Genomic DNA, 15,163 nt, shown 5'->3' with positions numbered 1-15,163 from the left:
ACCACCCAGCCGTCTCCGCCGCCGCCCAGCCGGCCCCAGCCGTCCATTCGTCCCCACGGCCGCCCCTTCGCCCGCCCGCACGGAGCCGATCGCCCCTCGTCCCCACCCCGCTGCAAGACAGGAGACGCCATGACCACCATGGCCGCTCAGCCAGTCCCCGTCCCCAACACCGTCGATGCCAGAACAGCCAGGAAAGTCACCCTCGCGGGATGCGTCGGCATCTTCGCCGAGCTCTACGACAACGGCATCTTCGGCTTCATGGCCGGAACGCTCGCCGCCGTGTTCTTCCCCGGCTCCGACAACGCCGTCCAGCTCGTCTTCCTCGGGTACGCCGTCTCCTTCTTCTTCCGCCCCCTCGGCGGCATCATCTGCGGCCACCTCGGCGACCGCATCGGACGCCAGCGCATGCTGGTGTTCGTCATCATGCTCATCAGTGCCGCCACCGCCGCCATCGGCATCCTGCCCACCTACGCGAGCATCGGCGTCGCCGCGCCCACCCTGCTGATCCTGCTGCGCGTCGCCCAGGGCTTCTCCGTCGGCGGCGAGGCATCCGGCGCGATGAGCTTCCTCGCCGAGCACGCCCCTGAGGGCAAACGCGGCCTCTACACCAGTTACGCCCAGATCGCCTCGTTCCTCTCCCTGCTCACCGGCACCCTGATAGCCGCCGCAATGACCAGCGGACTCGGCGCCGAGCGCATGGAGTCCTGGGGCTGGCGCATCCCGTTCCTGCTCGCCGTCCCGCTCGGCATCACCGGGATCTACATCCGCGGGCGCATCAGCGACACGCCCAACTTCACGCGCCTGAAGGAAGGGGACGGCCTGTCAAAGAACCCCCTCAAGGAGGCGTTCAGCTCATCCGAGCACCGCCGGGCCATGCTGCTGGCCCTGTTCATCCCGCTGATGAACGGCTCCGGGTACTACGTCCTGTTCAGCTACATGCCCACCTTCATGAGCAGCGAGCTGAACTTCGGCAAGGTCCAGGGTCTCCTCGTCACCGCCTCCAGCCTGGTCGCGATCTGTATCGCCATCCCCTACATGGGCCGGCTGTCCGACCGGATCGGCCGCAAGAAGGTCATCGCCGGTGCCGCGATCGCCATGGCCGTCGTCGGCATCCCGTGCTACCTCCTGATCGGCACCGGCAACGTCGGCCTCGCCGTCCTCGGCGCCTGCCTCATGGCCGTCGTGTTCGCCGGGCACACCGGCGTCGTCCACATCCTGCTCGTCGAACTCTTCCCGACCCGCGTCCGCTACTCCGCCTACGGCCTCGGCTACAACGTCTCCGCCGCCCTCTTCGGCGGCACGGCCCCGCTGCTGATGACGTACCTGATCGACCGCACGGGCGACGTCAACATGCCCGCCTTCTACGCCGTCGTCACCGCACTCGGCACGCTCATCGCCGTCTCCCGGGTGAAGGACCGGGCCCACCTGCCCCTGCGCGACGCCTGACAGACACCCGCACCCGCACCCGCACCCCTCCCACCAAGGAGCACACCAGCATGCCCATCTCCGACTACAGGACGGCCCTCGTCACCGGAGCGTCGACCGGCATCGGAGCCGTGGTCGTCGAGCGACTCGCCAAGCGCGGCCTCGAGGTCCACGCGGTGGCGCGTAGCGCCGAACGGCTCGACGCCCTCGCCCGCGACACCGGCTGCGTCCCGCACGCCGTCGACATCACCGCCACCGATGCGCTCACCGCCGCCCTGGACGGCCTGGAGATCGACGTCCTCGTCAACAACGCCGGCGTCTCTCGCACCGGCAACATCCTGACAGCCGACGAGTTCGCCGTCGACGAGCAGGTCGCCGTCAACATCCAGGCCGTCCTGCACCTGGTACGCCTGCTCATGCCCGGCATGGTCGAGCGCGACCTCGGCCACATCGTCAACATCAGCTCCATCGCCGGCGTCTACAACTTCGGCGGCAACACCGTCTACCACGCCACCAAGGCAGCCGTGCACACCCTCTCCCGCCAGCTGCGGGTCGACGGCTACGGCCGCCGGGTCCGGGTCACCGAGATCTGCCCGGGGCGCGTGGAGACGGAGATCTTCGGCCGCCTGCTCGGCGACATGGAGGAGGCCCAGCGGCAGTTCTACGACGGCTACGAGTCCCTCAAGCCCGAGGACATCGCCGACTCCATCGAGTTCGCCGTCGACGCGCCCCGGCACGTCAACATCGGGCACGTCGAGATCCTGCCGACCTTCCAGGTCCCCGGCGGCCTCAACTTCGAGCGCAGGGAAGGCTGATCACATGCACACGGCAGAGCGGGTACGCCGTATCAATCCCTCGCCCAGCACGGCGGCCGCACAGCGCGTGCGCGAGCTGAAGAGCCAGGGGCTCACCATCCTCGACCTGACCGTGGGCGAGCCCGACTTCGACACCCCCGACCACGTCAAGGCCGCCGCGATCCGGGCCATCGAGGCGGGCGAGACGAAGTACACCCCCGTGAACGGAACGCCGAGCCTGCGCGCCGCGATCGCCGGGAAGTTTCGCGCGCGCCACGGCCTGGAGTGCACCGACGCGCGGATCACGGTCGGCGGCGGAGCCAAGCAGGTCATCTTCCTCGCCCTGATGGCCACCCTGGACGAGGGGGACGAGGTCATCGTCCCCGCCCCCTATTGGGTGTCGTATCCCGACATGGTCCGCGCCAACGACGGCACCCCCGTCATCGTGGACTGCCCCGAGTCGGACGGCTTCAAGCTGACCCCGGAGCGGCTCGGGGCCGCGCTCACCGAGCGCACACGGTGGGTGATCCTCAACACCCCCGGCAACCCCACCGGATCCGCCTACACCACCACCGAACTACGCGCGCTCGCCGAGGTGTTGCTGAAACACCCCCACGTCCGCGTCCTCACCGACGAGATCTACGACGAGATCTGGTACGGCGACCAGGACGCCCCGTCTCTGGCAGCGGTCGAACCACGCCTGGGCGAGCGGGTGTTCCTCACCAACGGCGTCTCCAAGACGTACGCGATGACCGGCTGGCGCATCGGCTACGGCGTGGGCCCGACGGATCTGGTGACCGCGATCAACACACTTCAGTCCCAGACCTCCTCCTGTCCCTCCTCCGTGAGCCAGGCCGCCGCTGCCGCCGCGCTCACCGGGCCGCAGGACTTCGTCGAGGAAACCGTGCGCGTCTACCGGGCACGCCGCGACGCCACGGTGAAGCTCGTCAACGACATCCCCGGTCTGAGCTGCACCGTCCCCGACGGGGGCTTCTACCTCCTGGTCAACTGCCGGGACGCCATAGGGCAGTTCACACCCTCGGGAAACCGGATCGAGAACGACGAGGACTTCGCCCGCTACCTGCTCGACAGCCGGCAGGTGGCGGTCATCCACGGCGCCGCGTACGGCGCACCCGGCTATTTCCGCATCTCGTTCGCCACGTCGACGGACGTCCTCACCGAGGCATGCGCGCGCCTCGCGACGGCCTGCTCCGACCTGTCCCGCGTCCCGTCCGCCGCTCCAAACCGTCTGAAAGGCCCGTCATGATCCGCGTCAGCACGAAGTTCGAGCGGCCGGACGCCGCTCTGGTCGAGCGGTTGCGTGTCTTCTCCTCGGCCACCATCCACGAGGCACAGGGCCGGCTCGGGGCGCTGGACTCGGTCATCAAGCCGGTCGACCACCGCATGTCTCTGTGCGGTCCCGCCTTCACGGTCCAGTGCGCACCGCGCGACAACCTGATGCTGCAGACCGCCATCGCCTACGCCCGCCCCGGGGATGTCGTCGTCGTGTCCGCCGGCGCCTACGAGGAGGCGGGCTCCTTCGGAGACGTCCTGGCCAACGCCTGCCAGGCCAAGGGGCTCGGCGGCCTGATCACCGACACGGGCGTCCGCGACACCGAGGACCTGCGTGCTCTGGGATTCCCCGTCTTCTCCCGCAGCCTGTCCATCAAGGGCACGGTCAAGGAGACCGTCGGCCCGATGTGCGAGCCGGTCACCGTCGGCGGCGTACTCGTCCGCCCGGGGGACGTGATGCGCGCCGACGCCGACGGCGTGGTCGTCGTCCGCCGCGAGGACGTCGCCGAAGTGGTCGCCGCGTCCCAGGAACGCGTGGACGCCGAGGCCGGGTACATCGCGGCGTACCGGGCTGGGAAGACCGTGATCGAGATGTGCGGTCTCGAACCGCTTCTCGCGTCGAAGGGGCTGGTGATCGAGGACTAGAGGGGCCGGACGCCGTTGTCCGCGGTTCGACAGGGAGAGCGCCGCGACCTGTGAGCTGGTAGTCGTGGCTGTTGCCGAGCGCGGTCACCGCGTTCAGTTTGAACCGCTGGTTGGTGCCCCCGTGGCGATGTCACAGGATGGCACGTCGAGATGACGGGCGGCCAGGACCCTGTAGCGGCGTGGCAGTTCAAGCGTCGCCACTGTCGAAGGTGTCGGCACCGTCACGGTTGCGCACCACGCAGACCAGCCTCCCTCCGGTGACGGACAGACGCTCGGGCCAGTCGAGGCACATGAACCGGCCGAGAGAACCGTGGGCGCCGATCAGCAGCGCGGTATGCGGGACCGACCGCGAACGACGGTCGTCGGGCCCCGGAATCACCGACCTGGACGTCGACTCGCTGTCGGCGCTGAACACCGGCTGGCCGGGCCCGGCCTCGCGCAGGTCAGGCAGCACACCTCCTGCTGACCGCCTGCACGGCTCGGTCCCGACCGGAAATCGTGGCGGATCCCGTACGGCTCCAACTCGGCCTGTCGTGCCACCAGTTGCAGTGACTCGGCCGGCGCCCGCCTGAGCTCGTCATGAATGGTGGCCTGCCGCACCGCCTCGGCGGAGGGCACGCTCGCTGTCGCCGTGGACGTGGACCTGCCGGACGAGCGGGCCGGTGACGAAGACGCCATGATGTCGCCGGTCCGGTGGAAGCCGTCCTCGTCGAAGACCGCCGCCCCCCTGGACGACCCCGCGAGCGTCCTGCCCACCGTTCCAAGGACGGTGGGCAGGGACGAACGCCAGGCGCAGGTCAGGTCAGGTCAGTTGATTGTCCACTGCTGCTTGGTCTGGCCGTTTAGGCCGGCGCAGCGATTCGAGGCGGCGCCGACGAGGGCCACGCCGTTGGTGCCGGGGGTGCCCTGGACCCGGTCGCGTCGATGTCGGGCGCGGTGCTGCCGGAGACCGCCGCGAAGCGCACGGTGTCGGGGCCTTGGCCTGGTGCGCCAGTGCGGACACAGTCCGGTAGGTCGAGGCCGAACCTGTCGGCGGGAAGGAGACCACGAACGTGTACTGACCGTCGACCCGGACGGTCGCCTTACGACCCCGATCTGGCTGGTGCTGACGGCGACCGGCTCGGCGGTCAGGGACGCCGACGGAGCGTGGTCGGCCAGAGCCGTCAGGCCGGCCAGGGCGAGACCGAGGGCGAGGACGCGCGCGGTGACGCGTCTCGCCCGGCCGAGTGCGGAGACGTCCGACACGGGGGTGCCTTCCGTGGTCAGTACCCGACCCGGAAGGTCGCGTCCTGCTTCTCGGTGGTGGTGGAGACGGGGTCGATACGCAGGACGTAGTTGGAGTGGCGTATGTAGCGCGTGGGGTTGTTGTACGAGCGGAAGGAGGTCCAGCTCGCGTCCGCGAGGCCCGCCGTGCGGTAGAAGGTGGCGTCGCCGGCGAAGGTCGACGTGCCGTCGTTGACGTCGAGTTGGAGGGCGTAGTTGTAGTGCCGCAGGTAGCGGTCGGGGTAGTTGACCGACCGGAACGAGACTCCGGAGCTGTCGGCGAGGCCCGGGACCAGGGTCCACAGGGAGTCCTTGTACGGCTCGATCGGGTACTCGTCGATGCGGCCCGTGTAGTCGGAGTGGCGGACGTAGCGCGCCGGGTAGTTGTAGGACTTGAGCCGGTTCCAGGCCGGGGCGCCCCACTTGGTGAGCAGGTTGTTGTACTCGGCCGTGGTGATCGTCGCGATGCCGCAGTGCTTGGAGTTGACCGGCTGGGTGTAGGTCTTCTGGTCGAGGGCGTTCCAGGTGCCGGAGGCGGGGCTGGTGGACTGCCAGGCGTAGAAGACGCCGTTGGGCGTGTAGGTGTCTCCCCAGAGCCACCAGGTGCCGGAGCTGAGGGACTTGACCACGGTCGGGGCTTCGGTGCCGCCGTGGGCCACACCCGTGCTGTACTCGGTGAAGCTGCCCGGGTTCAGGGTGGTGGATCTGGCGCTGACCAGGGTCTGGTTCTTCTTGAAGAAGAGGTAGTTGTAGCCGTTCACGCCCACGGCCATGTCGCCGTCGATGACGTCGTAGCCGGGGTCGAAGAAGACCTGCGGGGCCGAGGCGGTGACGAAGTCGCTGGTGTAGTTGACCATGATCACGTTGTGGCCGCTGGAGTTGACCGAGGAGTAGATGACCGCGTACTGGCCGCGCCCCGCGTCCCAGAACGCTTCGGGCGCCCAGCTGTGGGTGGTCATGTCGTGCAGTTTCAGGCGCCGGTAGCCGGTGAAGGTGCGCAGGTCGGCGGAGTCCCAGACGTGGATGTACTGGCTGTTGTAGCTCCAGTCGGTGCCCTTGAGGTCGGTGGCGAGCACGACGAACGTGCCGTCCTGCTTGCGCATGAGGAAGGGGTCGCGCAGGCCCAGGGCGCCGGCAGTGGGGGTGACCAGGGGGTTGTTCTGGTTGAGCGGCGTCCAGTTCAGCCCGTCGGGGCTGACGGCCAGGTGCAGGCCGTAGTCGGTGCCGTCGCCGAGGTTGGTCGACTCGGTGAAGTACACCATCGCGTACGCCGAGTCGGCGGCCTGCGCGGTGCCCGTGCCGAGGGTCAGGGCGAGCGGCACGGCGGCCGTCATGCCCAGGAGGCCGCGGCGGGACAGGTGGGGGTTTGTGCTCATCGTGCTCTCCAGGGTGGCGTGCGGGGGCACCTCAGTGGCCGGTATTTCGAACGGAGTTCGGTAAATCGATCAGAAGGTAGGGCCTGGAAATGAGCGCGTCAATCGTCCTGTCACTCTTTTGTGATTCCTGTGCGTTCCGCGCCTCGCCCTGCTTCTGGAACACCACGTCGGGCTCCCAGTCGTGGCGGTGCCCGAAGGCGTCGGGGCCGTTTGGCGTCTGGTCTTCTCGAAGTAGAGCTCGTAGACGTACGCGCACCAGCCGTTCCTGCACAGCGACTGCGCGTACGTGTTGGCCGTGCCGAGGTGTCCGGTCCGGCAGCCGCCGGGGAGCAGCTGTCCGAGTTGTAGGGGTGATCTTGGCGAGCAGTCCGGGGTGGCGGTACGTCACCCCGGTGACGAGGGCGCCCAGCCGCACGGTGGACGAAGGGGTGGCCAGGTAGGCCAGGGTCGTGCAGGCCTCCAGCATGGGCGCCTCGGCGCCTCCGGTGAACTCCATCTGGACGTAGTGGTCCATGACCGACAGCCGGTTCACGTCGGCGGCCTCGGCCGCGGCTCCCGCGGCGGCCGACTCGGCACGCAGCGCGCTCCCTCCCTTGGAGGTGGTCGAATCGGTTGATGCGCACGTTGATGTGCAGGTGCGTCTCCGTTCAGCGTTCTCTCGAGCGTCCGTGGCGCAGCCGCCGGTCCTCGGTCCGTGCTTCAACGGCCGGTGGGATGCGCCGAGGCTTCGGGCCGAGCCGCCCCGGTCGGTGGGTGGTGTTCCCAGAGCGTGGTTCCCCGCAGCTCCAGGACGACGGTGCCGGAGCCGTTGGTCAGCGTGCCCCGGCTGTGGACGACGGCGGTGCCGTCGTCGCGGGGGCGGATCTCGACGATCTCCATCGTGCCGTGCAGCATGTCCCCGGGACGGACCGGCGCCCGCATGCGCACGGAGTCGATCTCGCGGCCGGCGATGAGGCCGGAGCGGGAGAACACCGCGTCCACCAGGAGACGTTGCAGGACTGCCACCGTGTGGAAACCGCTGGCGATGAGGCCTCCGAAGCGGCTCGCGGCCGCCGCGTCCTCGTCGGTGTGCAGGGGCACCGGGTCGAAGCGGCGGCCGAACTCGAGAATCTCGTCCTTGTCGACCGTAGTGCTGCCCAGTTCGAACACGTCCCCGGGCCGCAGGTCCTCGGCATACAGCACGCTGCTCACCACCGGTCCGACGACCACGCGGGCCCTGCTGGGCCCGGCGCCGGGGTGAACAGGTGGATGTGCGCGCAGAGCTTCACAGGGGTCTCCGTTCCGCCCTCTTGGGGCGGTCACTGACGACGGCTCGGATACGCCGGCTACGCCTCCAGGACCGTGACCGGTGGATGTCATTCCAGTTCGGTGACGAACCGGTGGAGCAGGCGGCTGAACGTCTCGACGTCCTCGTCCGGCCACTGGCCGAGCCGTTCCCGGAGTCCCTCGCGCTGGTGCTGTCTGACGCGGGCCAGCCGGGCGTGGCCGGTGCCGGTGAGTTCCAGCAGCCCGGTCCTGGGCCGCGACGGATGGGCCACCCGGCGCAGCAGGCCGTCCTCTTCGAGCTGGGGCAACTGACGGCTGACGGTGGCTTCTCCTCGGTCGCTGAGGCGTGATCCTTCCAGGTGCTGCGCGACGGTCAGTGCCGAACAGGAGCGGCAGCGGCAGACGTCCCATGCTGGGAGTGCTCCAGCCCGCGTCCAGTTCGACCTCGGTCGTGTCTTCGGCGGTGTCCTCGGCCGGCAGCCGCAAAACGAAGGTGCCGCAACGACCGCGTTTCGCCCCAGGCCCTTGTCCCGGCCGACCGGGCGTGTCCGGTGCCCGGGGCGAAACTGCCGGATGTCTCACCGCATGGCGGTGCCGGCTGCGGTCCTGGTCAGGAGCGCCGTGCGCGGCGGGTGCCGTAGAGGGCGGCCGCCCCGAGGGCGATCACTGCGGCCGCGCCGCCGGCTATCAGGCCGACCGGTGCGCTCGAACCGGTCTCGGCCAGCGGCGGGGTGCTGTCGCTGGGCGAGGGCGCCGGGGAGGTGGGGGGCGTCGACTCCAGCGGAGGGACGTCCGGGGTGGTGGGCGGAGTGGAGGAGGTGGGGGGCGGGGTCGTGGACGTGGCGGGTGGAGTCGTCTGGTCCGCGGGCGGCTGGCTGGCGGGCGGGCTGCTCGGGCTGTCCGGTGTGGACGGGGATGCAGGGGGCGTGGGGGAGTTCGGCTGCTCAGGGGTGCACGACTTGTCGCCGCCGTTCCACGCCGCGATCAGGTGGTAGGGCGTGACGACGTTGTCGGGCTGGTAGGGCGCGGGCCCATGACCGTTGCCCGACCCGCCGTCGTAGACGACGTCGTCGCCGTACAGGTCGATCTGCCCGTAGCAGTCCGGCGTCTTCACCGTGAGCTTCTGCCAGGTCCGCTTGGCGTCGTCGGCGCCGGGGAGGTCCTCGGCGCCGAGATAGACCGTGGCGTGGTCGGCGAGGGTCTGGAGACCGGAGGTGTACCAGTTGGGCCCCTCGGTGGTGTACTCGGCCAGTGAGACCGGGTACTTGCAGCCCTCGCCGACCGTCTGCCCCGGAGCCAACCGCACCTCGACGGTGCCGGGGGCGGTGGACCACTGGTGGAAGCCGCCCTGTGAGGTCCAGTCGGCATCGACCGGCTTTCCGGCGGCGTCGACGAGGCGGTACTGAACTGTGGCCGTCTGGCAGCCGCCCGCGGGTGTGGCGCCGGCGGCAGTGGCCCCGAACAGGGGGGCGGCAGTGGCGATGAAGGCGGTCGCGGCAACAGCGGCCGACGTTCTGGAGCGTGAAAGGCGCGTCAAGATATGTCCTGGCGGATTCGTGAGTGTGGGAGGTGGCAGGACGCGAGCAGCCGCGGCAGGCGGTGAGTGGGAATGCAACCCGTGTCTCAGCCACTCGCGTCACTTCGCTCGCTTCACTGACAGCGAGCGAGCCGCATTCTTGTCGCTCTTCACAACTCCCGTCAATCTTTCACGAGTTCGGCACATCGGGGCGTCCTGGCTTGCGAGTTCTGCCCTGGTATCCGCAGGCGGCCACGACGGGACGCGGGTGCTTTCAGGAAGCGTCCGACGCGAGTGGCGGGGCCCAACTGATGCCGCCCTCGATCATGCGGCGGGCGAAGTCCTGGGCCTCGGCGATGAACTCGGCGTGCCGCACGGCACGTCCGGTGCGGAAGCCGTACCCGGCGCGTTCGTCCGCTCCGTCGGTGCGAGCTTGCTCGGCGGTCCGCCCAGTAGCCGCTCGATCTCGGCGTCGTAGTCGATCACAGTCGTAACGTATTACAGCGCGACGACACCACCCGTAGAAGGCCCTCAGAACCGGCGGTGCCGGAGCCCGGCGGGGTACGACATCGATGAGACAAGCTGTCTGCGGAGGAGATGAACGGGTGAGAATCGTCGTGACGGGTGCGTCCGGGTTCCTCGGACGACTGCTGGCCGGCGCCTTGTTGCGGGCGGGGACCTTCGGCGGTGAGCCGATCAGCCGTCTGGTGCTGGTCGACCGCGTGGTCTGGCCCGGCGACTCGCAAGGCGCCGGGGCGGCGGTCCAAGTGGTGCACGGGGAACTGCTTGAGCACCTGGACACGATCTTCGCCGAGCCGGTGGACGTGCTGTTCCATCTCGCCGCCGCGGTATCGGCCGAGTGCGAGGCCGACTTCGATCTCGGGATGCGTGCCAACGTGGACGCCACGCGCGCGCTGCTGGAGGCGGCGCGGGCGCAGTCCCGGTCGGACGGGCCGGTGGTGCGGATGCTGTTCGCCAGCAGTGTCGCCGTCTACGGTTCCCACCCGGCCCTGCCTCTGCCACCGGCGGTCAGCGAGACGACGGTGCCGGTACCGCGGTCGAGTTACGGCACCCAGAAGCTGATGTGCGAGCACCTGATCGCGGACTGCACCCGCCGCGGCTTCGTCGACGGGCGTGTCGTGCGGCTGATGACAGTGGCGGTACGTCCGGGCAGGCCCAACGCGGCCGCCTCCGGCTTCCTGTCCGGCATCGTCCGCGAGCCGCTCGCGGGCCTGCCCGCCGTCTGCCCGGTCGATCCCGGCCTGAAAGTGGCCCTGTCCTCCCCTCGGCGCACCGTGGCGGGGATCCTTCGCGTCGCCGAGGCGGAACGCGGCAGCGGACCGGGACGCCTGGACGGCCCGCTGCCGGTCAACCTGCCCGCCGTGACCGTCTCGGTCGCCGACATGCTCGCGACCCTGCGGCAGGTGGCCGGTGACACCGTCGCCGACCGTGTCACCCTCGCCCCCGACCCGGCAGTCGAAGCGATCGTCGGCTCATGGCCGGCCGTCTTCGACCACCGACGCGCCGCCGCACTGGGCCTCGACCCCGACCCGAGCTTCCTGTCGGTGCTCCAGGACTACCTCACCGATCACCCCGACGCGATCGCGGCCCCGTTGGACTGACCGGCGGCACACGGCACCAGGCAGGTCTGCCGCGTGGCCCGCGACATCGTGCGGCCATCGCGGACGACACCGGCGGTTCGGTCGTCCATCGAGGGCCGGCCGACTGTCGGGCGTGGCGCGGCGCTGCGAGAGAATCCCGGCCGCCCCCTCACCGCGGATGACCGGGGCGCCAGGAGCGCCACCTGATCAACATGCTCACGGAAGCGGGTCACCCCCGTGAGCCGTCGGCCCGCCACCGCGGCCACGGACTGGCTTCTCGGTGGGTCCCCGTCAAGGCAGGATCTCGACGTACCCGTCGGTTCCGTGTACGCGGATCCGCTGTCCGTCCCGGATCCGACGGGTGGCCTGCTCCACGCCCACGACGGCCGGCAAGCCGTACTCCCGGGCGATCACCGCGCCATGGGTCATCAGACCGCCCACCTCCGTCACCAGGCCCGCGATGCCGACGAACAGCGGCGACCAGCTGGGGTCCGTGAAGGTCGTGACCAGGATGTCGCCCTCTTCGAGATCGGCCTCCGCGATGTCGAGGATGACGCGCGCCCTTCCCTCGATGGTCCCGGTGGAGACAGGCAGGCCGACCAGGGCACCGGCCGGCACGTCGTCGCGCCGGTATGCCCCGGTGAGAGCCTCGCCGTCGGAGGTGAGGACCCGGGGAGGTGTGAGCGCCCGGTACGAGCGGAACGCGTCCTTGCGCTGCTGGACGAGCTGGGCATCCAGCTGCTTCGAGCGCACGACGTCGTGGAACTCCTGGAAGGTGAGGTAGAAGACGTCCTCCTTGTCGGCCAGCACGCCCGCCTGAACGAGGCGCTCGGCCTCCGCCAACAGGGCCTGCTTGTAGACGAAGTAGCGGCTGATGATGCCGTACTTCGGGTACTCCCGGTACCCGATGAAGGTACGGACCCGCTCGATCATGCCTTTGGTCTCGCCGGCCTTCCGTTCCCCGTCCGGCAGCGTCCGCAGGCGTGACAGCACGTCCTGTTCCTTCTGCTGCGCCTTCTGGCGCCCTTGCTCGAAACGCCGCCGGGCCGCGCCCTGTTCGAAGTTCCTGACGTTGTCGAGGATCACGGGAACAAGGGTGCTGGGGCGCTCGCGCCAACGCGGCCTCGTGATGTCGATCTCGCCGACGCAGCGCATGCCGTACCGGTCGAGGTAGGCCTCGATGGCATCGCGCGCTTCGGTCCCGCCCGGGAGCTTCGCCAGCTCGTCGAGGAAGCCGTCGTCCTCGACCCCCTCCAGGAACCCGACCACCTCCGGATGCGGGCGGATCGCGTCCGCGACGTCGAGCAGCGCGAGTCCCATCTCCGACGTGACATTGCCGGGGGCGGACAGCGTCAGCGTGTCAGCCGCGTTCTTCTCGCCGAGCCACTCCTCCAGTTTGTCGTTGAGCCACCATGTGGCCTCCATTCCCGCCATGATCACCTGAAGGTTCGTCGGATCACCGAGGACTCGTTTGTGCTCCTCGAAGGCCTCCAGCAGGAAGTCGAACAGCTCCGGGCCGGTCTTTGTCCGGACCTCGTGCCGGAGGGCGGCGACGGACGCCTGACTGCGCTCGATCAGTCCGGTGACGATGGCAGGATCGGTCGCGATCGGAGCAGGCGGGCCGGCGGCCGACGGCCCGCCGGGAGGCGCGTCCGGAAGCGACGGGACGAAGTCCTCGCGGTCCAGGACGGTCTCCAGCGCGTCCCGGACCAACGGATCGCCCTTCCCCATGAGGTCCAGCAGGCCGGCGCGGCTCGCGGGCGAGGCCAGGCGCCGGGTGACGTCGACGAACAGCCTCCCGCCGGCCTCGTGCATCGGCACCATGGCCGTCAGCCGCCACATGGACAGCCCCAGGGGTTTCATGGCGTCGGTCATCATCTGCTGATGACCGACGGAGACATAGACGTGGTTCTCCTGGTCGCCGCTCTCGGGGACGGGGAACAGCGTGGTGACCGGCCGGCTCTGCACGATGTGGAATCCGTCGTCGACCAGGCACCATTCGATGTCCTGCGGGCGGCCGAAGTGCGCTTCGATCCGCCTGCCGAGCTGCACGAGCCGGACCGCCTGCGCATCCGTCAGCGCCGGCTGCTCCTGCCGCTGCGGGTCGGTCCCCACCTCCTGTGTGCCGCCGGACGGCAGGGCGTGAACGGCACGCTGTTTGGCGGAGATCGTCCTGGCTACGACTTCGCCGTGCCGCACCTTGAAGACGTCCGGGTTCACCAGACCGGAGACCAGGGCCTCGCCCAGGCCGAAACCGGCGTCCACGGTGGCAACCGTCCGGTCGCCGGTGACGGGGTCGGCCGTGAACAGGATGCCGGCCGCCTGCGGGAAGACCATCTGCTGCACCACCACGGCCATGTGGACCGTACGGTGGTCGATGCCGTTGCGTCGGCGGTAGACCACGGCCCGTTCGGTGAACAGCGAGGCCCAGCACCGGCTGATGTGCCGAAGGATCGCCCTCGGTCCCACGACGTTGAGGTACGTGTCCTGCTGGCCGGCGAACGAGGCCGTCGGCAGATCCTCCGCCGTGGCGCTGGATCGCACGGCGTAGGCGGCCTGCTCGCCGGACCGGGCGAGCGCTTGGGTGATCGCCGCCGCGAGATCGCCCGGGATGGCGATCTCTTCGACGGTCCGGCGGATCTCCGCGCCGAGTGTGCGGATCGCCTCCTGGTCGTCCGCGTTCACGCGCGACAGCTGTTCGAGCTGATCGGCGACCAACGGCGTTTGGGCCACGACCCGCCGGAAGGCGTCCGTCGTCACGCAGAAGCCCGCCGGTACCCGGATGCCTTCGATCCGTGACAGGGCACCCAGGTGGGCGCCCTTGCCGCCGACGACGGCGATCTGACTCTCGTCAATGTCTTGGAGATCCAGCACGTACCGCTCTGTCATCGCAGTACCGCCCCCGGTTGCGTTCCCCGTCGACGAGTCGGTCGAGAACAAGTCGTTTCCCCATTTCCGCAGGTTGTGGCCTCGGCCGACGATTGTGCGCGGTGACCCGGGTCTTGCCGCAAGCCCCCCTGCGCGCTATAACTTGAGAGTGGCAAGGAGAGTTCTCTCCTTGCCTTTGCCTTGTGCCGTCCGCCGGGACTCACGGGATCTCGCGAAGCGTCCGGGCCGAGCCGCCTGATGTGTTCGCCGCCAGTGGCGCTCGGGTCGGGTCGAGGAGCGGTCATGTGCTTGCTCGACGACTCATCGGGTACCGCGTTTGAATGAGGGCGGTATCTGCATGGCCAGGCGATTACTGAAAGCGATGCGTGTGTGACTCGTCTCAGTGGCTCGGGGGACGGCCGGTCGAGCGGGCCGGGTGATGACCCGCTCTCCGTCGCGTGGGAGATCGCCGATGCCGTGGACGGTCTCGCGAACGTGTGGTCGGTGGCCGCCCAGGGGGCGAGCCTGAGGCTGTCGCCGCACCAACTGAGGGCTCTTCGGGTCCTGGAGTCGGAACCGGGGCTCAATCTCACCACTCTGGCGGAGAGCCTGGACATAGGGCCACCGACTGCCAGTCGGTTGTGCGATCGGCTGGAGGCGGCCGGCCTGCTGGAGCGACTGCTGCATCCGCACAGGCGACGTGAGGTGCAGCTCGTTCTCACGGGGCGCGGCCGGCAGATCCTGAACGAAGTGGCTGCGCGCAGATCCCAGGCGCTCGCCGTGGTCCTCGCGGCCATGGAACCCGGCGAGCGGGCGGCGCTGGGCGGCGCCCTGCGGGCTTTCCTGACCGCTCAGGGCGATACCGGCAAGCCGATCGGCGACCCCGAACGCTGACCGGACGGTCAGCCCCGGCGCCGAGGACCGGGCGCAGGACCCGCTCGCCGAAGACCGCGGGCCGCGACACCCACCTCTACCTCCAGGCCCGCCGCACCCTCGGCCTACGGAGGCGAGGTTGCACGTCGGGCCGGCGACCGTCTCATCGCGGTCAGCACCGGTGACTGGTGAGCTCGTGTCCGGGTGCCGTGGCGAAGTCGCCGAGCCGGGGCAGGGCGTGCG

At 69.6% G+C, this 15,163-nt stretch carries 13 protein-coding genes and 1 pseudogene; 6 read left to right on the top strand and 8 right to left on the bottom strand.

Features of this window, described 5'->3' with window-relative positions:
• Positions 1-129: 129 nt before the first annotated feature.
• From QF027_RS02665 to QF027_RS02650, 4 genes are read left to right on the top strand one after another with little or no spacing between them, the layout of a single operon-like run.
• Complete coding sequence (locus QF027_RS02665) at positions 130-1,446, top strand: MFS transporter (protein WP_307072342.1); 1,317 nt, start codon at positions 130-132, stop codon at positions 1,444-1,446.
• A gap of 50 nt (positions 1,447-1,496) precedes the next feature.
• Positions 1,497-2,240, top strand: a complete 744-nt coding sequence (locus tag QF027_RS02660) for an SDR family oxidoreductase (protein ID WP_306986317.1) — start codon at positions 1,497-1,499, stop codon at positions 2,238-2,240.
• Positions 2,241-2,244: 4 nt separating this feature from the next.
• Positions 2,245-3,486, top strand: a complete 1,242-nt coding sequence (locus QF027_RS02655; RefSeq protein WP_307072340.1) for an aspartate transaminase — start codon at positions 2,245-2,247, stop codon at positions 3,484-3,486.
• Complete coding sequence (locus QF027_RS02650; RefSeq protein WP_307072337.1) at positions 3,483-4,157, top strand: 4-carboxy-4-hydroxy-2-oxoadipate aldolase/oxaloacetate decarboxylase; 675 nt, start codon at positions 3,483-3,485, stop codon at positions 4,155-4,157. Before QF027_RS02655 ends, QF027_RS02650 begins: the two co-directional genes overlap by 4 nt.
• Positions 4,158-4,344: 187 nt before the next feature.
• Here the strand turns inward: QF027_RS02650 and QF027_RS02645 are convergent, their stop codons facing one another.
• The 7 genes and pseudogenes from QF027_RS02645 to QF027_RS02615 form a co-directional block, all read right to left on the bottom strand.
• The gene (locus tag QF027_RS02645) at positions 4,345-4,611 is read right to left on the bottom strand and encodes a hypothetical protein (protein ID WP_307072335.1); all 267 of its coding nucleotides are present in this window, start codon (positions 4,609-4,611) and stop codon (positions 4,345-4,347) included.
• Positions 4,612-4,959: 348 nt separating this feature from the next.
• On the bottom strand, positions 4,960-5,205 hold the full coding sequence (locus QF027_RS49500) for a hypothetical protein (protein ID WP_373432396.1): 246 nt from the start codon (positions 5,203-5,205) through the stop codon (positions 4,960-4,962).
• Positions 5,206-5,419: 214 nt separating this feature from the next.
• On the bottom strand, positions 5,420-6,796 hold the full coding sequence (locus QF027_RS02640) for a glycoside hydrolase family 43 protein (RefSeq protein WP_307072333.1): 1,377 nt from the start codon (positions 6,794-6,796) through the stop codon (positions 5,420-5,422).
• Between the two features lie 343 nt (positions 6,797-7,139).
• Positions 7,140-7,431: pseudogene (locus QF027_RS02630) on the bottom strand (LLM class F420-dependent oxidoreductase); the annotation flags it as partial.
• Positions 7,432-7,495: 64 nt separating this feature from the next.
• Positions 7,496-8,005, bottom strand: coding sequence for a MaoC/PaaZ C-terminal domain-containing protein (locus tag QF027_RS02625; RefSeq protein ID WP_307072331.1), 510 nt, complete (start codon positions 8,003-8,005; stop codon positions 7,496-7,498).
• A 146-nt stretch (positions 8,006-8,151) separates the two neighbouring features.
• On the bottom strand, positions 8,152-8,370 hold the full coding sequence (locus QF027_RS02620) for a hypothetical protein (RefSeq protein WP_307072329.1): 219 nt from the start codon (positions 8,368-8,370) through the stop codon (positions 8,152-8,154).
• A gap of 302 nt (positions 8,371-8,672) precedes the next feature.
• A complete protein-coding gene (locus QF027_RS02615; protein ID WP_306986323.1) occupies positions 8,673-9,599 on the bottom strand; it encodes a hypothetical protein in 927 nt (308 codons plus the stop codon).
• A 584-nt stretch (positions 9,600-10,183) separates the two neighbouring features.
• Between QF027_RS02615 and denD the strand changes: the two genes are divergently transcribed.
• Complete coding sequence (denD, locus tag QF027_RS02610; RefSeq protein ID WP_307072325.1) at positions 10,184-11,200, top strand: D-erythronate dehydrogenase; 1,017 nt, start codon at positions 10,184-10,186, stop codon at positions 11,198-11,200.
• 270 nt (positions 11,201-11,470) lie between these two features.
• Here the strand turns inward: denD and rph are convergent, their stop codons facing one another.
• Positions 11,471-14,068 (bottom strand): rifamycin-inactivating phosphotransferase, encoded by a 2,598-nt coding sequence (gene rph / locus QF027_RS02605; protein WP_307072323.1) that lies wholly within the window; start codon positions 14,066-14,068, stop codon positions 11,471-11,473.
• A gap of 369 nt (positions 14,069-14,437) precedes the next feature.
• Here rph and QF027_RS02600 point away from each other — a divergent pair, with 369 nt between their 5' ends.
• Positions 14,438-14,941: a MarR family winged helix-turn-helix transcriptional regulator gene (locus QF027_RS02600; RefSeq protein ID WP_306986326.1), complete on the top strand. Its 504-nt coding sequence runs from the start codon at positions 14,438-14,440 to the stop codon at positions 14,939-14,941.
• Positions 14,942-15,163 lie beyond the last annotated feature (222 nt).

It is taken from the genome of Streptomyces canus (assembly GCF_030816965.1).
Lineage (GTDB): Bacteria > Actinomycetota > Actinomycetes > Streptomycetales > Streptomycetaceae > Streptomyces > Streptomyces canus_E.
Note: the sequence above shows the minus strand (reverse complement) of the source record. Positions and strands in the feature narration are given on the sequence as shown.

Coding starts and splice junctions, on each gene's coding strand:
- QF027_RS02665 (WP_307072342.1), top strand. CDS start 130: ATGACCACCATGGCCGCTCAGCCAGTCCCCGTCCCCAACACCGTCGAT.
- QF027_RS02660 (WP_306986317.1), top strand. CDS start 1,497: ATGCCCATCTCCGACTACAGGACGGCCCTCGTCACCGGAGCGTCGACC.
- QF027_RS02655 (WP_307072340.1), top strand. CDS start 2,245: ATGCACACGGCAGAGCGGGTACGCCGTATCAATCCCTCGCCCAGCACG.
- QF027_RS02650 (WP_307072337.1), top strand. CDS start 3,483: ATGATCCGCGTCAGCACGAAGTTCGAGCGGCCGGACGCCGCTCTGGTC.
- QF027_RS02640 (WP_307072333.1), bottom strand. CDS start 6,796: ATGAGCACAAACCCCCACCTGTCCCGCCGCGGCCTCCTGGGCATGACG.
- rph (WP_307072323.1), bottom strand. CDS start 14,068: ATGACAGAGCGGTACGTGCTGGATCTCCAAGACATTGACGAGAGTCAG.